This is a genomic window from Desulfurococcaceae archaeon (assembly GCA_038845865.1).
In the GTDB taxonomy this organism is placed as follows: Archaea; Thermoproteota; Thermoprotei_A; order Sulfolobales; family Desulfurococcaceae; genus UBA285.
Window position 1 is genome coordinate 138,505 of record JAWBQJ010000002.1, and the last position, 19,093, is coordinate 157,597.

Consider the following 19,093-nt stretch of genomic DNA (forward strand, 5'->3'; position numbering starts at 1 on the left):
TTACATAAGATCAATACAGTTACATAGTTCTAATATCATGAAAAAGAATCTAGTGTATTTATAAGTAGTTTAAGCGGTAAAAAGCCTGGTGTAAACATGATAGCCTTAAAAGCAATAGCCATACCGATAGTGCTACTAGTGACGATAGGATTTGCACTAGCAATGTGGAGCGAAACGCTCCTCGTAAACGTGACGGTGGAAACGGGAGAAGTGGATGTAAAGTTCTCCGAGTGGTACTGCAGCGATACTGGCCCAGACCCGCAGGCAGAAGGATATCACAACGAGGAAGGAAAAGACGTGGCTTCATGCAATATCGAAGTGGAGGAGTACGACGACGAGGGAGACCCGATCAAGCTCTTAGTCACGTTAAGTAACGCATACCCAGGCTACACCGTAGACGTGGGACTTATAATAGACAACATTGGCACGATACCAGTTAAGCTATACAATTGGGATATTGAGGTAGACGAGCCCATAGGTGCCAGCCTATTGATACCCGAGGACACGCAGATCGATCCAGGAGGCTACGCGGAGTACATCTTACGGATAACAATACCGCAAGAAGCCGAGGAGAATGCGACTTACAGCTTAGAGTTAACGCTCGTATTTGCGCAGTGGAACGAAGTAGGTTAAGCAAGCAATTAGAGGTGTGTATGAATGCGGAAAGCAATAGTTTTTTCACTAATCCTTCTCATCTCGCTACTACCGATGCTAGCATTCGCGATGTGGAGTGAAACGCTAAGAGTAAACTCAGCTGTATCAACCGGCGAAGTAGACTGGAGAATAGTCCCTGGAAGCCTAATATACCTAGACGCCTGCGGACTACAACCAGGATATGGGTTCTTCGCCGGAAACGACTGGAACGCTACCTACTTACCTCAGCCGGGAGCTATACAGTTGGATAAGGATGTCGGTTGTACCAGTGTGGTGTTAATGGATGGCGATGGTGACGGCGACATGGACACCATGAACGTGACTCTACACAACACATATCCATACTACTACACGCACATAGCGTTTAAAGTACACAATAGTGGAACAATCCCGGTAAAGATATGGAGAGTAATCATTAACGGGCAAGAATTCTACGAATTAAACGAACAGGTGCTACAACAAGGTGTTGAACTAGACCTAACGGGCGATGGTAGGCCAGATGTGCTAATATGGTGGGGTAACAACTTTGGCATACAACTACATCCGTGTCAGAGTGCCGACATAAGCTTCGACTTAACGCTACTACAAGACGCCCCCGAAGGCGCTACGTTAACGTTTATCGTAAGATTTGAAGCGGTCCAGTGGAACGAGTACTTCGTACCTACCCTAAGGGATTAGCGTGTATGTGGGTATATATGGAAATCAACGTTTTTTCCCGCACCATCATCTCCCCAAGCTTCCTAACTAGGAGTGATTACCGTGAATAGGGCAAATACTGATGTGCTGGTCTTACCTGTAGTGGCCTTGACGCTCGTCGCGATCGTAATGTTTGCCTCTGCAATGTGGACTGGTATTTTGAGGCTAAACGCAGTAGTTGAAACCGGTGAAGTAAACATAGCTTACAGAAATGTCACGATCAGCGAGGCCAGTGAAGTAGGAGGTAAAGACGTAGGTAACTGCATCTATACGCTCGAGACAGGTGGCAGCGTTGATCGCCTTAAAATAAGCATATCAAACGGTTATCCAGGCTATAAGTGCATAGTAACCTTCAATGTAGTAAACACCGGTACAATACCGGTAATAGGGCCCTTCTTCAACGTAACTGAAATACCCCATGGAGTAAGGGTAGTGTTCAATCCACCCAGTGTTCAACAGCTACACCCAGGTGACCTGGCTCACTACGAGGTAGTGGTAGAAGTACTACAAGAGGCCAGTGAAAACTCCAATTACACAGTGGACATCGAGATAACCTACATTCAGTGGAACGAGGCATACTCCTCTATAAGCGGCTATGTCTGGAACGATGTAAATAGCGATGAGGCGTGGAATCCCGGCGAAGACCCCGTGGAGGACGTTAATGTACTGTTAAGACAAGACGGCGTTACCATAGGCTCCACGTACACGAGCATAAACGGATACTACTCCTTCATGGTGTACCCAGGCACGTATGTCATCGAGATAGTTGTACCACCAGGGTACACTAACACCACCACGTTAGCGATAACGAGGACCGTAAGCATTGGGGAATCAAGTACTAATAATAACTTCGGAATAGTGCAACAACTAACACCGCCTCCTCCACAGGGGTTAAGTGTATGGGGGGAATTTAGAGAAACTGACGTTGACTTCAGGAAATGCCCGGCTAAGCTTGGAACGCCGTTAGATAGGGTAAATGCCACGGTATCTAAAACAGGAGAGGTTATAAGTGTCGCGCCGGGAGCGTTCTACTACGTGTTATGGGTTAATGGTACGGGGTTAACGAGCATCAACATTACCCTCGCGTATGACTACCAGTTCAACATAGAAGACGGGGCAGGCGGAAAGATACGTGTATACATGTTAAATACAACGACGATGTGCATTACTAAGGAACTGGATAACGGGGCGTACACGTACAGCGTGAATAACACGTTAAACAGGGCGATCGTGAACATAACGTTATCCAATCCGCTACCACCAGATGCAGTTATACTGGTGTACACTAAGTTCAAGCCGACGCACTACGACCCCTGCAAGGAGCCGAATGGATTAATAGGTCACAGGTGGGATACCCTTGACAAGTCCTTTGAAGTAAACTATAACGCAGTGGCAAACGTTGGCTCGTTGAGCGGGGCCTCTACGATACAGATCGTTAAAAAGTAGCTTTTCAACAACAGGTTTTTTACTTCCTTCCTGCGTTTTATCTACTCAACTGGTTGGAGGCTCGAATTTATGGATTTGAAGGTTATACTTATATTACTCGTTCTCGCTTTAATGTACTTCTTGACGTACTTCTACAAGGCAACTTCAGGCTTACTATTTTACTACGTGCAGAGCACCACCTACATCGCAGTAGTCCTCTTAGCCTGGGACGAGGTTAGGGATTACCTTAAGTACGGTCGCTTCACTGTCATAATCTCGTTCTTCACGCTAGGTTACTTATCAGTTTACGTAATGCTAGGTTTCTGGAGTGGGTTCGGATTAACACCGTACTCGACAAGCCCCATGGGAATGGCTATAAACGTGATTCATGCCGCTTCGAGAATTTGCGCGCTGGAGTTTCTTAGAGCGTATGTCATTCACATGCTCAAATACAGATATAGGCGCCTAGCAGTACACGCGTCTACGCTAGTTGTGTGGTTCTTAACGTGGTTTCCATACCCGTTACTATCATTAACGCCATCGATGGACAGCTTAAAGCTAGCCTTTAGGAACCTCATTCCATCGTTTATAAGTAGTGCTTTTTCAACGTTCATCGTTTTAAACCACGGCATGGTATCCTCGATCGTTTACAACCTGGTGCCCCAGTTGTTCATCAAGGTAATGCCGTTCCTGCCGAGATTGGGGTGGTTTATTGAAGGAGCACTTAACACCATGACGCCTCTAGTAGGTTACTCCATCACACTACCATACAGTAGGGTCGCGGAAAGAAATGTTAGAAGAATGCGTAGCGAGGTTAAGCGCATTACTAGGTTAATCACGTACTTCGCGGCGGTAATGGCCTTGATCGTTGTTTTTCAAGGATACACCGGTTTTAGGTTTTACGTTATCTCCAGTAGAAGCATGGAACCGGCGCTCAGCGTAGGAGATATAGTCGTCATTTGCAACCAATGCAAGGACATCAACGTGGGAGACGTAGTAGCTTACATTTCGAAATGGGGCGTGGTAATTCACAGGGTCGTGGAACTTCGCGAAGACCAGAAGTACGTGATCACCAAAGGTGACGCGAACAGGGACCCCGACCTCGAACCCGTGCCCTTTGAAAACATCATTGGAAAAGCAGTCCTGCGCGTACCCGTTCTCGGGTACGTTTCAATATTTCTACACGAGGTACCTGTAAGCAGCTTGCGGGCCTTGCTTCTAGCACCGTTACTTGCTTTACCAATAGCATTGTATGTATTTAAGAGGTTAAAGACTTAGTAAATACAGTTAACTCGGTGTAATAGTGTTCAGGGGCATATTTTACAACAAAATATTGATAGGAGTAGTTTTATTCATATTGGTATCGTCGATATTCATGGTGGTGTATGCTTACCAGTTGCCACTAGAGAAAGTACATGAAAGTACGCTCTACGAGTATACCAGTAAGGGGGTGTTCGACTACATCGTTACGCTCTATCCAAGCATACTGTACGAGGACAGCACGCTGACGAACCCGGATAAGGTGTTCCTAAAACTCGTGGATAAGGTTGCTGTGAGTATAGCCTACGTGTTCGATTCCAAACCCCCGGCAACGGAAATCAGTAACACTTTGGACGTGGAAGTGCTACTGAGCCATCCGCAGGTGTGGAGTAGAAAGATGAGTTCCGCGACCATCGGGTCGCGGGAAAACGTAGTTAAGTACGTGGTGGAGCTAGACATACCCCTAATACTGTCTCTTGCTAAAAATATTTCGCAAGCGGTGGACTTACCCAGCTCCAAGTACACTATCATTATAAACTGTGTCGCTAAGACTACCTTCACCTTAGCCGGCGTAACTAGAACCACTAACTTTCCTTTCTCGCTTCAAATGAACTTAGACCTTGTAGGAAAAACCATTGAATTCTCCCAAAGAGAGTTTAGCAATACTAATGCCCAGAAAAGCACTGAAGCCCGTGAAACCGCAGTACACGTGGGCTTCATTAGCGTAAGTACCCGCCTCCTCAGGCAGGTATCTATAGTGTTCTTGGTTGCAACCTCCGCCTTTACAGCTACTTTAGCGGGGATAAGTGTTGCTCACTTGTACAAGGTTAGGAAAAGCAGCACTTTGAGGTCGGCTCGTAAGTATAAGTCGTTAATAGTTGAAACAAGCGAGATCTCCGGGGACGTATCCGGTAAAGTTGTAAAGGTTAAGAGCCTGGATGAGCTCGCGAAGATCTCCGAGAGCGTTGTTAAGCCTATTATGTACTTAAAGACGGACAATAAGCACTCGTTCTACGTGCTCGACGAAGATGTCATCTACATATATGAGCACGAAGAAAAAAGCTAGAAATTCAAATTGCCTCTCCTTTCCCTTAAGTGAGGAATTCTCCATTACAGCAACTCTCATTATTATAAAGGGCGATACCGACCTCCCGGCTGGTCACAGGGGGGAAGCGTACTAGCGGGGCTTAAACCATGGTGTATGGCTAGTTTAAACTCCGTGAATTAATGGTAACTATTCCGGACTCGCTGATACGGGTACACGGTAACATAGATAGGTAGTTCGCCGAGAACGCCGTGTGAACAATATCCACGCTCTACGGGTCTTACTCCACTATTTGCTTAGGCTACCTAGAAGAAGATATAAGGCGTCTACTAGAGTCATTCACACTAATGAGCATCTCCCTAGATGTAGTCCGAGTATATGCCCCAGCTCAGTACAGGCTTTACTCCGAGTAGCGCGGTTAATTTCGCCGAGTTGCCTTCTGCGACGTTAACGGTGTCCTCGCATGGTTCACTGCAGAGAAGTGTTATTTCGGGCTTGTCCAAGGTTCTTGTGTGCAGTACTACTACCTTTGAGTCCATTTTGTAGTCCAAGGAGTGCGAAAAGTCTACTAAACCTTCACTACTTTCCATTGCTAGCCCCGTTTTCTCTTTAAGGAGCTTTATTACGTTATCCCTATGAGCATGTAGCATTGATGCGTACAGCTCCCTCCTCACGTCTACGTTGTTCAGACCAAGTCCATTGTACAGCTCTATGGTGAACTGCAGTACTTTAGATAAATGCTTGTATGATACACCATCAGTTTCACTAAGCTCTTCTACAACCTCTACAAACCTACTTAGTAAAAGACGGTCAACGCTACTCGTCAACATATAGTAGTCTTCGAGTAATTGTAGTTGCCACTGGTTTTCTACAGAACCCGGAACCTTACTTCTTACGTGTAAAAGTGCCTCGTAAACCCCGTAGCCTTTGTAAATGAGGTAACCCGCTGTTACCTGCCCGCTTCTCCCTATCCCTCCATAACAGTGTACTAGGACGGCCCCACCTCTACTTACGTGCTTCTCTATGAATAAGGATGCTCTTAGAACATCTAACAGCTCCACCGGGTAGTTGTCCGGTGTAGGTATATGTAGGACATCCAACCCGGCCTCCTTCAGGTGATCTATGTACAGCACCGGAAGCTCGCGCCATGTAGGGAGAACTATTATGCCTGTAAACGCCTCCATTAGCTGTTTAAACGTAGACCTACTTGGTAGGGGCGCCTGCGCGAGTTTTCCTTCGATGATCCACGTGTACACTAGATCACCACCACGCCACTAGCCATTCTCATGCTAGAACGAGTATTTTACTGCCACCTCTTCTCTTAAGACAGCGAAGTGCTTTCCAAGCACGTCTCCTCCCCGGCGTACCGTGATAAGCCTCTCTCCGGCTCCTCGCGGGCCTGCCAGGCACGTAATCCAGCAACACCACCGCTGAAAGAGTGACACCGTGTTCTTCTACCCTAGCTTTGATGCCTTCAAGGTCCTTTACAACGCTTTCCAACACCTCTAAGCTATAAGGTATCTCTATTAAGGCCTCTTCAGTACCCCTCTCGGGGCTTAAACCGAACACCACTACTCCGCGATGTTTCCAGGCGAATTCCTCGATCAGCCTCGTTAACTCGCCGCTCACGACATTGGGTCTGTAGGGGTCCAGTCCCCTGGATTTAACGTATTCCCCGAACTCGTCCAAGTCGAGAGCAACTATGAGCCCGGGTACCATTGGGGTCTCAGACTGAGCATAGAGTTCTTCATTCCACTTCATGGTCCTAGAGGCTGCCCGCCTCATCACTAATAAGGAAGAGGTAGTTATAGGGTAATATATGTGTGCATTTAGGCTAGGGTTTGAAAAAGCTTATTCCACTTCCTCGACCTCTTCTTCGCGTGAACCGACAATGCACCCCGTTTCCCAGAGCTTCTCGGCTATTTGCCTAACCGCCTTTTCCACCTCGGATTCCTCCTTCGCACCTGTAATGACCATTTTACCACTACTGAAAATCAAGAGAACAACCCTCGGGTCCCTCATCCTGTGTATTAGGCCGGGAAACTGCTCCGGCTCATACATGCAGTCTTCGAGGTAATATGCGGCCTTTTCGAGGTTCACGTACGAGTGGAGGTCCCCTCCAGCCACTATGTTCTGAACCTGTACTCTGGGCTTTCCGTAGACACCGCTACTGTGCTTCTTTAGGATCTTGTCAATCGTTTTAATGATTCTTTTAACGGCTTCGATTAGCTGCGCAATGCTCTTAGTCCCGGTTACAACCATCTTACCGGACCTGAACACCAGTGCAGTTGCCCTCGGTTTATCTAGCCTGAAAATGACGCCGGGAAACTGCTCTGGTTTATAAACGTGGTTCGGTAACTCGGCCTCGAGGAGGTCTATGTCTATATCGTGCTCTAGTATCACGGTTGCAACAATATTCTCTATTCTATAACTCCACTTTGGGGGTGAAATGCCCAAAGAGTGACCCCTCTTAAAAACAAAAATCTCAATTGTAACTAGAGAATAGGGGTTTATAAGGAATTTAAAGTAAGCGCAATACAAGCATTAAAACTACCGGGGTCAGAAACACGTAAGCGAGTAGCAGTATTGCTGCCTCTCTGACACTAATACCCAATCGCTTCTTGATCTCATGCACGCTTCTACCCATGAGCTTCAAGTTCAAGCGGCACGTATAGAGCCATGCCGATTTCCGGTAGGGGGCTTTCCTCAGCGCCTCAGACGCTCGTCTAACTGCCTCTACTAGTTCCGGGCTTTCGTGTACTGGGATGTAAGCTATGTAAGCACGCGTACCGGTCTCGCTGTGCTCGTCATTAGTTAATACCTCTATGAGCTCGGTTTCGAGGGCACTCGCTTCTCTCAGTAGGACGTCCCTGACGTTCGGTTTTACGTTATTACCCCTCAAGTAAATCAGGCACGCCTCTTCACGGTTTTCACCCGTAATGCACAGAATACATGCATCTCCGTTTACAACCCCTGGTGCAGGGGCCTCAAAGCACTTGTACTTGTAGTAAACCTCCACGGGCTTCTTTGACTTCAATCTCGCGATTTCTGCAAGGGACTTCTCGAGAACGATGTCGAGTTTCTCTAAGCTAGGTTCTTCTTGTAATTCCCAGTTATGGGCATCTATTATGACCACATCCCCGAGCCCGACGCTCTTAGCCTTAATTTCGTAGTCCACTTGCACGGCGTAGGGTAAATCGTCTATGCCCTTATAAGGCCTTGAAACCACTAAAATGGAGAGTTTATCGAACACTATTCCCAGGACTAGCCACTCGTCATCTCGTATGCTGAATGCGCCGTGATATAGGAGCTGGGTCTTCTCGTCACCGAGGTACGTCTTAGTTAGGTATTCAATGTATTCACTAACTTGTTTCGAGGAAACGATATTCCTATCGTGCGATCCAAGCCCGTGAAGGGCTATAACGTCCCTAAATCCCAGCCTCTTGAAGGTCTTGGAAAGCAGTTCTGGTAGCCTACTACTACCTATGTTTGAAAATGGGCCGTAATGTACGTCTGTGTAAACTACCGCGAGGTCTCCGAACTCTATTATACGCGGGTTCACGTACTGGTACTCGCCCAGCTCTTCAAACGCCAGTTCTATCTCTGTTTTCTTGTCAAGCCAGTTTCTGAGGAACAGCATGCCGAGCTCTGAAAGTGCACAGCCATTTACTCTCCGCCTAGACATGAACATGTACATTGATAGGTTTATGAGTACCAATATGAGGGCTACAAGTAGCCCTGTTAAAATCTCGTTCCCACCGTAATAGCCCAAGAAGCGCATTGCCACCAGCGTTACCGTTTGCGGCGCTACGATAAGAGGGATCCTGGAGGCGCTTGTGCCGTCGAGCCCGAAGACGATCACCGCTACCACCGCGGTTGAGGATATAACCGATACCATGCTGTGCCTCGTAATAGCCGCAAAGACGGCGGAATATACTAGTACGGCTAGAGCAAGTCCAATGCGCCTTTTGACCTTGTAGAAGACAGTTCTCCTGCACAGCCTGGCATATACTTCTAGAATTGCGTAAGTCGCGAAAGAGCTTATTAAAAGCGGGTATGATCCCTCACGCATAGAGGCTACTAGCACGGCGCCTAAAGCTATGAACGTTGCTGCCAGGTACTGCCATCTAGGCAGGGTAAAGAGTATCGTGTAATACCTGCTAATAACTGTTTTTGGCTTGTAGATTTCATTGCTATTCCGCACTAACACCACGCTGTCGGGCAGTGTACTGCCGTGGATATTGCTACTAAATACCTAGCCTATAAATACGTATACGCTTTAAGCCATTATTCACGTTAAATCACCACAGGCGCAAAAAGCTTCGTGTAAAAGAGCGTGAAGATGCTCCATTCCATCGACTTCCCTCGATGACACCAGTACGGCTCTTAGGGGGCCTCGGGTTTTAGTGGCTATCCCTATGAGGTCGGGGAGAATGTCAAGCGCGAATCCCTCGTCCTTGGCCTCGTGCACAAGCTTCGAGGGGTCTTCGACGAGAAGCCTAACCAGTTCTAAGTTTCTGGCTATGTCCTTCTTACTTATGACCGGTACAACTATGAGCCCGGTCTTCATCTGTACTAGCACATAGAGAAACCACAGGAAAACGGCATCGGTGACTTTCTCGATGGCAGACGCGTCGATTATGTATACTATAACCGTGTTGCCGAGGCTGCTTAGCTTTCTCAGAAAAATACTACTCGAAGGCCTAAATAGAAATGCCTCCATCTGGCCTGGTGTGTCAACTAGAACCATATCCCATTTCCAGGGCTCAGAGAATGGTGGTCTTGAAGCTATTTCATCTGCTCTTTCAGCAATGAGCTCCGACGCCTTTATAAACGCTCCGTTCGGTCCAAGCCCATACCTCTCCATGATGCTTCTTAGCGTGAACATACTCCGGACGTCGAACACGGGCTCGTATCCGAGCTCCTCTGCGCCTGGATCGAGGTTTACGGGCGCAACGCGTAAAAGTAAGTTCTGCCTAGTCCACTCGGAGTAAGCCCTGACGAGGCTGGTTTTCCCGGATCCCGCGGGGCCGACGAAGACCACGTTCACCGCTGGCACGTAGTACACCTCTCGGTACAGGGCTGGCTGTAGTTTATGCGGTTAAACTTCACTCCCAGATTCAGGCGCCTCAACCGCGATCTTTCTCAACTGCCTCTTGTACATCTCTACGAGCTCTCGGCTTGTAGTGGCGTCTTCGGGTCTTTTATCGGGCCTCCACCTTATGAACCGTGGAAACCTTATCGATATACCGGCGTTAGACTCTATTACCCCTCTAGCGCACGTGTGTATGGGGGAGAGCGTTAGCTCGGCACCGATGATCTCCGCTACCAGGACGGGTTCGACCCATACGTCGGGTTCCATCTCAGCGACAACCCTTGGGTGCTTTCTATCCCTCATATAGGGTTTGAGCAGTTCTGGCAATCTATCAAGGTCTTCGTCTTTAAAGCCTGATCCGACTTTGCAAACCGTCTCGAACACGTCTTTTTCGGGATCGTAAGCCGCCATTAATAGCGCACCGAACTTTCCACCCCGCTTACCCTTGCCGTGAAATGCACCCACGACTACCAGGTCTACGGTATCGGCCATTTCGCTCTTATAGTCGCGCTTGTACTTTATCCACAACCAGCCTCTTGCACCCGCCTGGTATATTGAGTCCTTGTGTATTGCCTTAACCATGACTCCTTCAGCTCCTTCGCTAATTGCTTGCAGGAAGAACTTTTCGAGCTCTTCAGGGGAGTCCGTCTTGATGTACTTCGCCACGACAAAGTCCTCTGATTCCTCAATGATGCTTTCAAGGGCAATTCTTCTCTCAGGTAGGGGCTTAACGGTGTAATCTTTACCGTTAAGGTATAGCAAGTCGAAGAGGAAGACCTTAACGGGGTATTCCTTTACGGTTACGTGTATGTCGTGTTTTCTCTTTCTGTGCATTAATTCCTGGAAGGGTAGTAGCTCGCCTGTTTCGGGGTTGTATGCTACGATTTCCCCCTCCGCTATGACCTCTTCGGCTTTCACTCTTTCAATAACCCTCTGAACGACGTCGGGATACCGGTGAGTAATGTTTTCTAGTCTCCTGGAGTAGATCCAGACCCTATCACCTTTCTTGTGTATTTGTGCTCTCTCACCGTCGTACTTATATTCGACAAACGCACTACCGCCTGCATTTGACAGTATTTCATGCGGATCGCTCAGTCTCTCAGCGAGCATGGGTCTTATAGGCACTCCCACTTCTGGTTTAATATTTTTAAGCGCTTCGAGCCCCTGAGTAGCCAGTATTTTGGCCACTTCGCCGAGGTCCGCTCTTAGGTTGTAAGCCCGTTCAATAATAGGCCTTGCGTTTGCCCCCCCGCCATACGTAGACGCTAGTGCATCCATTATCGTCGCGTCTCCGACGCCTACCCTCAGCCGACCTTCAATAAACCTTACGAGGAACTTCGCTTCTTTAGGCGATGCGTCTTTCAATAAGCTTGCTGTAAGTCTTGTCTTCAAATCCTTACTACCCTCTCCTTGCACGGTAGCTATTTTTACAAGTGTATTGTAGGTCGTTAACACCGTTAGCTCGGTAGGTGCTTTCTGCGTGAACGCGAAGAGTGTTAACCCCGTCTGCCTTGACTGAGCTCTTTGTTTCAGGGCTTCAACAGCCTTGCCGAGGTCGCCGGTGCTTTTAACGAGCTGTTCCACCTCCTTCTCCGGGACGTTGCAGGCTAGTCCTATCGCTTTGATCAGCATCTTTTCCCCAACACCTAGTTCTGGCATGCCCTTCCAGTCAGGCCAGAGAACCCCTTGAACCAGGTAAACCACTGTGTTAATTATGTCGGGTGGAACGCTCTTAAAGAGGTTTACGAGTAATGCCACCATTTGAGTTCTCGCACTAACAAGCTCAAGCCTATCAATCGTTTCAGCGAGAGGTTTTAAGGGCATGTCAGACATGAGTGTTCTAACCTCCACTACTCTATTTAAACAAGACGCCTATTAAGCGAAAGAACTGCCAGTATCACCTGGTGATAAGCGATGCTTTAATGCCCTCTAATTGTAGTTTCCTCGGGTTCCAGCGTTCTCGAGGTCATCGTATACACGCTTGCCGTGCACTTGCACAGCCTATTAAAGCTTATAAGCCTTCAAGTATACACTTTACCGGTGAACCCGGGCTCTTGGGGCTCGCGGCAGATCACGGGAAGGGGCCCGGAGATTGAAGAGAGCTGGGCGGAGAGTCGTTGATACCCCTTTCCGCTAGTGGTGATGATAACCCGGCAGGAATGAGAGGTGATTTTTCAGAGTTATGCTGACGCGCTCTTCCCGGAAAACCGGGCCCATCATTCTACTAGTACTCGTACTGGCCGGGACATTTATCCAGGTACCCGTAAACTCGCAGACGGTTTACTCGTGTAGTTTAAGGCTACTAGCAGTTGATGAAAGCAAGAAGGGTATAGTAATAAAGTTCGAACTGAGAGTGGAAGAGCCCGGGTTCGGCGATATTCAGTATGATAAAGTTGAAGAAGACACTGCTACCTCGTTTAAACTAGCCCTCATCTACGCTTCCATGATCACAGGAACTGATTACAAGTGTTGCAATTACAAACTGAGCGTGGAAACTAGCGTTAAGGGGCTTAGTGCAACACTAGCTTTCTACATGTTTCTAGTGGACTTCTTCAGCCATAATGCGTGTCCGAGGGACTATACAGCTACCGGCATTATCGGCCCCGGGGGTATCGTGGGGGTTGTGAGCGGGTTCGAAGAAAAGCTACGGGCCGCCAGCGAGGAGGGGCTCAAGGTCTACGGGCAGGCGTTTCAAGTAAAAAATGCCAATGCCACTAACCTCTACGCGCCGGTCGTACCAGTATACACAGTATACGACGCGTACAGGGCTCTGGGCGGGCAACTAGGCGGAGATCTCCACGTGCTTGAAAAATACACGGAGGCATTTCAACAAGCATTCCTGGAGCCTTACAAATCACTACTAGAAACCACTGAAATGGTCCTTTCGAGAATTGAGAGTATTAACTGGAAAGACGGCTACTTCGAGAGGTCATTGCAGCTACTAAATCTCGCGAAGAACATGAGTAGCAAAAACAAGTACTACGCGGCATCTTCAATCGCGTTCCGTGCACTAGTGCAGGCGTATTCCTCCTGGATAAACCATACGCTATTCAGGGGTGAAGGTGCCGGAAACGAGGTCGAAGAGGCTGTTAAAAACGCCCTAGAAGAAGCTGATAGAGTAATGCTCGAAGTGGAGAACGAGCTAAGTGCTCAGGTTAAACAGGGTTACGTCGACCTAGGGAAACTGGATGCGTTATCGGCAGCCTACATGAGGGCGTACGAAACGGCTATTCTACTCGAGAAGTGGGAGGGGGGAGAGATAGGTAAATGCGCTACAGCACTAGCAAGGTCCAATTCCGCAGTTGCGTGGCTTAATGTAAGTAAACTACTTAACATAACCAGTAAGCCCGTAGATGTGGGTATCCTCGAGGCGTCCCTTCCGTATATCAGGGATTACTGGAACACTCTCAGAGACTATTTAACTTATATGGGCATGGGTACCCTGCTAGTAGACGGTATGACGATCTCCAGCAACTCTTCCACGGGAGAGTACTTGGCCATGTTAGTGCAACTGCACTGGTTATCCAGTACGCTCTACTCTTCGGAGATCGGGTTAACGGCGTTCGCACGTAACGCTACAATGGACGATGCTTCTGCGGTCCTGAATCTCGCTAAACTCGTCCTTGCCTGGACTTCCAGCTTAGCGGGGTTCACCCCCGTAGAGCCGTTACTAGTAATAGACCTTGCGCAAACATACCTAGAACTCGGTGAAGAGCCAAGTACTATAATAGCGCTATTGTACGGTATGCTTTCCAAAGCAGCCATTTACGCGTTAACGGCTCGGGCTATCCAATGGGCTGCTTCCAAGCCATCGTCCACACCGGTTACCTACATAGACAGGGAAGTTGCCCTGGCAATTGGGGTGGTTCTCATCGCTGGTGGGACCCTGCTAGTGGGCATCTCCGTTAAAAGAAGGTTTACCGGTGGTGCATAAAGTCGAATAGCGTCTTGTAATGCCTCTTCGGGGATAGGCTTAAGGCTTCTTCTATTGCAGGCTTAATGGATTTCTTAAAGTCTTCTTCAAGTGTCTTCTTCAACGAGGGGTTATATAGTGCAGAGGCTGGATGGTACGTCGGGACTACCTTTACACTCAGGCCAGCTATTTTACCGTGGAACACGTGTCCGTGGCTGGCGGTTATACTAGTCCACTTCAGCCCGGTTAGCCTAAACAACGTTCTCCCTGCATGTCTTCCAAGGGCTACTATAAGCTTGGGCTTAATTAACTGTAGTTGCCTAATCAAGTACGGTAAGCACGCCTCGATCTCGTCGTCTTGAGGCTCCCTATTACCGGGAGGCCTACACTTGATTACGTTAGTGATGTAAAAGTCTTCGCGCTTAAACCCGATCAACTCAATGAGCTCTGTAAGCAACTTGCCTGCCGGGCCTACGAATGGCCTTCCAGCCTCGTCTTCCTTTTCACCCGGGGCCTCACCGATGAACACCACTTGTGAAGACACATTACCTTCGCCCGGTACAGCTTTGCGCCTAGAAGTGTGTAATCTGCATCTAGTGCAATTCAAGATTTCACTTTCAAGCCTGGCCCACTCACTTCGAGCTTCCAACGGCCCCGCCTTGCACTCCACGTTTCTATAGTATTGTCCAGTACCCCCTAAATAGAGTGAGTACTAGCACAGATGTTAGTGCTATCAGCACGTTGTCGTCAAGAAATGGCGGGATCTCGAAGTGCTCTACTACTGTTGAAGCAGCTGCCGCTACTATACCAGGTATACCGGCGTAGTGTAGTCCTATGGGGACGGTAACGGCGAGCATGCCGAGGTTTCCAAGCCAGGACTTCGTTCTCCTACCGTACACGCTGTTCCTAATGATACCTGTTACAGCGTCACCTATAGACATGAAGAGAGGCGGTATGATTGCGTAGCGGGGATTACCAGTAATTAACCATAGTGCTAATAGTGAAAGGCCCCATGCAACGCAGAAATTCACTTCGTACGCGTTATCCGATACCTGAAACCACTCCATTACGTTCTTCCTCCTGTGAGGAACGTACAGTATTGCAGCTATAGTTAAGGCGAACACCGTTGGTATTAGTGGAGAGGTGAAAACGTAAGGCACTAAGAAGGCTGTGACGCCGCCGGCTAACACATGTATGAGCTTTCTGTTGTAGTATATTGCTACGTTGACCTTAAGATTCCTCTTCACCATGTATTTGTAAAGAACCTTGGTGAACATCAATACGAGCATTATGCAAGTGAATAGTACGAAGGCCCACAAGGTTTCTTTGAGCAGGTCGTCTGGAAGTAGCAATGTATGGCACCATAATGTCGACAGTAACTAAGGAACATCAAAGTTAAAAACCTTTATTGTCTGAACGGCAAAATGCTACTTAAACCCGTCAAAGAGATGAATTCAGCCGCGAGCATCATAAACAAGATGATGTTAAGCATTATAGTATTCTTTCGTAGACGTCGCTGAAGTAGTAGCCAAGGGCATCGGGCCAGCCTACCCGTTGCACTGGCGTCGGCCCTTGTAAGCGACTAGGTATTATAGAGCCCGGTGGGAAAACTATATGGAGGTGCTGAGCTAGCGTGGTTTACTTGAGTGGCATGGTTTGTAGGGATCTCGGAGATTCATTGAGGCTTTGTGCACCAGAGCCGTGGTTTACACTACTCCGAGATAAGCTCTCGGCAAAGGACTTGAAAAAACCCACCCTTATAACCACCAGAATCCGGTGGTTCAATAAGCTCGTCTTGAAGGTGCTTGGTATACGTGTATTGGGCTATAGAAATAACCTAGCAGTGTTAGGTTGTGTAGGAGGGGGTGACGTGGATAACGTTACCATGGTGAAGCTGAGTAACGAGGACTGGTACAGGGTTTACTCCTATAAGTTGCCCAGGTCTCTAGCTCTGCCCCTCTCGGAGCCTTACCGCGTGGCGATATACGTACTCATAGGTATGTCAGGTATACCCGTGAACCTCGCAACGGCTACCCTAGCGCATTCCGCGTTGATTGGGCTTTTAGGCTATACCGCTAACCCAGTAGCGTCTACTGCGGGATTTGAAGCGAGTGTTTTATCGAATTTTACACTTCATGAGCTCTTAACGTTCAGAGGTACAGGGCTTGAGAGGGCTTTCCGTAAAGTGTTGGAAAGGCTCGTTAAATACCACGTTGCGAGCGCTACTAGCTGGCTTTCACAGGTACTGATGGCCACGGCCCTTCCAGCGGTGCTTAAAATGCCGTTTTGGCTTGCTCAGCTAGTAGGCATCATTGTAGGCTTCATTATAAACTTTATATTGGGCTACTTGTATACGTGGAGCAGGCATAGGCTTGAAGCCCGCTGAAAGGTGTCATATATGGGCTTAAAGCACAAGAAGTACATATACGTTAAAAGAAGTGATGGGTGGTACGTGAAAGTACGTGTACTGAACATAAGGTTCGGTTCTAAAATAGAACAAGCCGACGTAGGAGACCCCTCGAGGTACGTCGTTATAGGCTTAAAGACCCGGAACCCACCTCAAAAAGCCATTATAGTCGGCGAAGAAGCCCTGCCAGAAGAGCTGAGAAACCAGCTATACACCATTTAGTGGCGATTATGTTGGTTGAGGAGTTTACTCGTGTACTAAGCGAAAAAGCTAGAAGGGTTATTCGTGAGCGAGAAGGCGGTTACATTCTCCTAGTCGCGGAAATACTTGGTAAACGCTTACTCTTCTGCCTCAAAGAAAGCCATGCTGAGTACTACTACGTAAAGATAATTCCCGAAGACGACCTTTCCTCGCTTAGCTGCAAAGAAGCAGAGTACTCCCCCCTTGGACTATACGCTTTCTCAAAGAGCCCTGTTGAGCTCGCCAAGAAGTCTTATGAAAAAGCCATAGCGCTTGTTACAAGGTCTGAGCGCACTATTGTTTACTAGGACCAGTGATTCTGAGCATTACCGGCTTTAAGCCCTCGTGATCTATTCCGTAAAGTATCCAGCCTGGCTTACTATCTACTCCTTTCATCTTCTTAACGGATATCTGCCTCACAAATATAGGTAGTTGCTGAGCCAGCTCGCCTGGTATGCTCCCTGTTTCTAGAACCCCATCAACTAGGTGCTCTACCGTTAGCAGGTATTCCTTAAAGCTCTCCGTAGACGTGTGCAATGTCACGATTGTTAGTATGCTACGCGATTTCGAGAAACTAGCTCTTATTGCCTTAACGAACTTCACGAACCGAGTCGGGTCTAAGATGACGATGATCTCGTTGAGCGAGTCTATGATTACGAGGCCCTTATCTGCTATGTTATATTTCTCAACGACCCTGCTGACGGCGGAAACTATGGTATCCGGGTTTTCGGGGGTTACCTCCTCTTCGACGCAGAATTGCTGCCGTCTCAGCTTAGCAAGGTAGCTGAAGCCGTCAATGATTACTAATTGTTTCTTCTCGCAAAAAGCACGTGCATCGATGCCGAAGGACAGCAACTGGCTTAGCACTGTCTGGGGATCGTCGTCTAGCGCTACGTAGATCACTGGTTCACCGGCAAGCAGGAAGTCCTTTACGAGGTGTACGAGTATGACGGACTTACCCGAGCCCCCTTCACCAGCCATAACAACGAGTGAGTTTCTGGGTATGCCGTGGGGTAGCAGGTACTTAAACAAATCCTGCGTAAATCTGAACACGGATTGTACAGTAAGGGGTTGAGAACCCGCTTCCAGCAACGGCGCGCCACCGGGCTTAACTTAATGCGCTCACCGGTATTTTAACCTACTAGGTGTACATTTCATCCTTGATTACTTCCGAGACGATCATCGGGTAGACGGACACCACTCCCTCAAAATTACGTATTTCATCGTGTATCTTCTCTAAGTCTTCAGCGGAGCGTGCCCATATAGTAACCATTATGTCGTGGTCCCCAGTAGTTAGCGCAAGGTACTTGACGTAGTCTTTTTCTTTGAGGTATTTAACGACGTCGAACAGTCTTTCGGGCTTCACGTTTATCCCCGTGAAGCTTACCTTGGTGAAACCCAGTGCCAGCGGGTTAACTATTGTAGTGTATTTCCTAATTACACTGTTCTTTTCAAGCTTCTTAACCCTCTTGATTACTGCTACGTCAGTTAGATTGACTGATTTTGCGAGCTCACGGTAAGTTATCCTAGCGTTTTTTACGAGCTCCTTTATAATAGTCTTGTCGATCTCATCTAGCACTAAGCCAGACATTTCCTAAACCACCTAATTCAGTAATAGCTATTTAGAGAACAGTTTATTAAACCTTACGTTCTTGAAATACTAACCCGAAGTTCGCCACCCTGTAGGCGCTACTGCGCCTCGTTTATCTGTGCACTACACTGGGTACAGGTACGTTTTAAATATCTTTATTTCTAAAGCATTTGTCTAGTAATAGGTTGGTGTTGTAAGTGGAGAAGGATGTGCTTGAACTGTTAAAGAAGATGCTTACAAGTGATATGAGTAAGAAGAAGGGCAAAGAAGGCTTAGAGCTCGATAAGGTGGAACCGGATTCCCCGCACGGCATATATATCTACGACTTTAAAAAAGAGAAGTGGGTCTTAAGGCAGGTTACAGGCGATTCGAGCATTCCCTGGGGCGATGGCTACTACATGGTGTACTTCGACAATGCAAGGTGCCCCGCCTGCCGGTCGTACGATAACTTCTGGTTTCCTTTCGTCAAGATTTTCGGTAAGATGTTCTCGGAAGTGAACTATATAATTGTACTTTGTGACTGGTTTGCGAGAGAATGCGCTTCAGAAGCGGCGAGCGAGACGTTTAAAAAGTTCGATGTACATGCTTCACCTACAACGATACTTTTACGAGTAGTTAACAACGAAATCAAGAAGAAAGAAGAGTATAGTGGAGTGAAGAAGCTCGATGAACTGCTCAGAATACTAACGGAGTTTACGAAGCAGTGAAGTAAAGGCCGGAAGCGACGCGGTCTCTTCAATTTTATTGATAACTGCGTTATCTAGTGT

20 protein-coding genes are annotated in these 19,093 nt (G+C 47.8%); 10 read left to right on the top strand and 10 right to left on the bottom strand.

What is annotated here, in order from left to right; genetic code table 11:
- Positions 1 to 96: 96 nt before the first annotated feature.
- From QXU03_03750 to QXU03_03770, 5 genes are all read left to right on the top strand, one after another.
- A complete protein-coding gene (locus QXU03_03750; GenBank protein MEM2170854.1) occupies positions 97 to 633 on the top strand; it encodes a hypothetical protein in 537 nt (178 codons plus the stop codon).
- A 24-nt stretch (positions 634 to 657) separates the two neighbouring features.
- Positions 658 to 1,332 carry a hypothetical protein gene (locus QXU03_03755; GenBank protein ID MEM2170855.1) on the top strand — a complete coding sequence of 225 codons (675 nt, stop codon included), beginning with the start codon at positions 658 to 660 and terminating at the stop codon, positions 1,330 to 1,332.
- Positions 1,333 to 1,413: 81 nt separating this feature from the next.
- Positions 1,414 to 2,796, top strand: coding sequence for an SdrD B-like domain-containing protein (locus QXU03_03760; protein MEM2170856.1), 1,383 nt, complete (start codon positions 1,414 to 1,416; stop codon positions 2,794 to 2,796).
- Between the two features lie 69 nt (positions 2,797 to 2,865).
- A complete protein-coding gene (locus QXU03_03765; GenBank protein ID MEM2170857.1) occupies positions 2,866 to 4,053 on the top strand; it encodes a signal peptidase I in 1,188 nt (395 codons plus the stop codon).
- A 25-nt stretch (positions 4,054 to 4,078) separates the two neighbouring features.
- The gene (locus tag QXU03_03770) at positions 4,079 to 5,101 is read left to right on the top strand and encodes a DUF5305 family protein (GenBank protein ID MEM2170858.1); all 1,023 of its coding nucleotides are present in this window, start codon (positions 4,079 to 4,081) and stop codon (positions 5,099 to 5,101) included.
- Between the two features lie 338 nt (positions 5,102 to 5,439).
- Here QXU03_03770 and QXU03_03775 read toward each other — a convergent pair whose 3' ends face one another.
- From QXU03_03775 to QXU03_03800, 6 genes are all read right to left on the bottom strand, one after another.
- Positions 5,440 to 6,336: a dual specificity protein phosphatase family protein gene (locus QXU03_03775; protein MEM2170859.1), complete on the bottom strand. Its 897-nt coding sequence runs from the start codon at positions 6,334 to 6,336 to the stop codon at positions 5,440 to 5,442.
- A 28-nt stretch (positions 6,337 to 6,364) separates the two neighbouring features.
- Entirely contained in the window at positions 6,365 to 6,865 is a 501-nt protein-coding gene (locus QXU03_03780) for a hypothetical protein (protein MEM2170860.1), read from the bottom strand.
- Between the two features lie 66 nt (positions 6,866 to 6,931).
- Positions 6,932 to 7,537, bottom strand: a complete 606-nt coding sequence (locus QXU03_03785) for a TATA-box-binding protein (protein ID MEM2170861.1) — start codon at positions 7,535 to 7,537, stop codon at positions 6,932 to 6,934.
- Positions 7,538 to 7,601: 64 nt separating this feature from the next.
- Positions 7,602 to 9,284, bottom strand: coding sequence for a DUF2070 family protein (locus QXU03_03790; protein MEM2170862.1), 1,683 nt, complete (start codon positions 9,282 to 9,284; stop codon positions 7,602 to 7,604).
- An 87-nt stretch (positions 9,285 to 9,371) separates the two neighbouring features.
- A complete protein-coding gene (locus QXU03_03795; GenBank protein MEM2170863.1) occupies positions 9,372 to 10,139 on the bottom strand; it encodes an ATP/GTP-binding protein in 768 nt (255 codons plus the stop codon).
- Positions 10,140 to 10,181: 42 nt separating this feature from the next.
- A complete protein-coding gene (locus QXU03_03800; protein ID MEM2170864.1) occupies positions 10,182 to 11,999 on the bottom strand; it encodes an ATP-dependent DNA ligase in 1,818 nt (605 codons plus the stop codon).
- Positions 12,000 to 12,357: 358 nt separating this feature from the next.
- On the opposite strand from QXU03_03800, the gene QXU03_03805 reads away from it, so the two are divergent.
- Positions 12,358 to 14,109 (top strand): hypothetical protein, encoded by a 1,752-nt coding sequence (locus tag QXU03_03805; protein ID MEM2170865.1) that lies wholly within the window; start codon positions 12,358 to 12,360, stop codon positions 14,107 to 14,109.
- Here QXU03_03805 and udg read toward each other — a convergent pair.
- Both udg and QXU03_03815 read right to left on the bottom strand, forming a co-directional pair.
- Positions 14,093 to 14,758 carry a type-4 uracil-DNA glycosylase gene (gene udg, locus QXU03_03810; GenBank protein ID MEM2170866.1) on the bottom strand — a complete coding sequence of 222 codons (666 nt, stop codon included), beginning with the start codon at positions 14,756 to 14,758 and terminating at the stop codon, positions 14,093 to 14,095. The genes QXU03_03805 and udg overlap by 17 nt on opposite strands.
- 4 nt (positions 14,759 to 14,762) lie before the next feature.
- Entirely contained in the window at positions 14,763 to 15,440 is a 678-nt protein-coding gene (locus QXU03_03815; protein ID MEM2170867.1) for a dolichol kinase, read from the bottom strand.
- A 281-nt stretch (positions 15,441 to 15,721) separates the two neighbouring features.
- Between QXU03_03815 and QXU03_03820 the strand changes: the two genes are divergently transcribed.
- The 3 genes from QXU03_03820 to QXU03_03830 are packed head-to-tail and all read left to right on the top strand — an operon-like array spanning position 15,722 to position 17,043.
- Complete coding sequence (locus QXU03_03820; protein MEM2170868.1) at positions 15,722 to 16,474, top strand: GtrA family protein; 753 nt, start codon at positions 15,722 to 15,724, stop codon at positions 16,472 to 16,474.
- A gap of 12 nt (positions 16,475 to 16,486) precedes the next feature.
- Complete coding sequence (locus QXU03_03825; GenBank protein ID MEM2170869.1) at positions 16,487 to 16,717, top strand: DUF5622 domain-containing protein; 231 nt, start codon at positions 16,487 to 16,489, stop codon at positions 16,715 to 16,717.
- Complete coding sequence (locus tag QXU03_03830) at positions 16,717 to 17,043, top strand: hypothetical protein (protein ID MEM2170870.1); 327 nt, start codon at positions 16,717 to 16,719, stop codon at positions 17,041 to 17,043. Before QXU03_03825 ends, QXU03_03830 begins: the two co-directional genes overlap by 1 nt.
- On the opposite strand, the gene QXU03_03835 is transcribed toward QXU03_03830, so the two are convergent.
- Together QXU03_03835 and QXU03_03840 are read right to left on the bottom strand one after the other, a co-directional pair.
- Complete coding sequence (locus QXU03_03835; GenBank protein MEM2170871.1) at positions 17,030 to 17,827, bottom strand: RAD55 family ATPase; 798 nt, start codon at positions 17,825 to 17,827, stop codon at positions 17,030 to 17,032. The two genes, QXU03_03830 and QXU03_03835, sit on opposite strands and share 14 nt — an antisense overlap.
- A gap of 49 nt (positions 17,828 to 17,876) precedes the next feature.
- A complete protein-coding gene (locus QXU03_03840) occupies positions 17,877 to 18,326 on the bottom strand; it encodes an Lrp/AsnC family transcriptional regulator (GenBank protein MEM2170872.1) in 450 nt (149 codons plus the stop codon).
- A 197-nt stretch (positions 18,327 to 18,523) separates the two neighbouring features.
- Here QXU03_03840 and QXU03_03845 point away from each other — a divergent pair, with 197 nt between their 5' ends.
- Positions 18,524 to 19,033 (top strand): hypothetical protein, encoded by a 510-nt coding sequence (locus QXU03_03845; GenBank protein ID MEM2170873.1) that lies wholly within the window; start codon positions 18,524 to 18,526, stop codon positions 19,031 to 19,033.
- Positions 19,034 to 19,093 lie beyond the last annotated feature (60 nt).

Coding starts and splice junctions, on each gene's coding strand:
- QXU03_03750 (MEM2170854.1), top strand. CDS start 97: ATGATAGCCTTAAAAGCAATAGCCATACCGATAGTGCTACTAGTGACG.
- QXU03_03755 (MEM2170855.1), top strand. CDS start 658: ATGCGGAAAGCAATAGTTTTTTCACTAATCCTTCTCATCTCGCTACTA.
- QXU03_03765 (MEM2170857.1), top strand. CDS start 2,866: ATGGATTTGAAGGTTATACTTATATTACTCGTTCTCGCTTTAATGTAC.
- QXU03_03780 (MEM2170860.1), bottom strand. CDS start 6,865: ATGAGGCGGGCAGCCTCTAGGACCATGAAGTGGAATGAAGAACTCTAT.
- QXU03_03800 (MEM2170864.1), bottom strand. CDS start 11,999: ATGCCCTTAAAACCTCTCGCTGAAACGATTGATAGGCTTGAGCTTGTT.
- QXU03_03805 (MEM2170865.1), top strand. CDS start 12,358: ATGCTGACGCGCTCTTCCCGGAAAACCGGGCCCATCATTCTACTAGTA.
- QXU03_03825 (MEM2170869.1), top strand. CDS start 16,487: ATGGGCTTAAAGCACAAGAAGTACATATACGTTAAAAGAAGTGATGGG.
- QXU03_03840 (MEM2170872.1), bottom strand. CDS start 18,326: ATGTCTGGCTTAGTGCTAGATGAGATCGACAAGACTATTATAAAGGAG.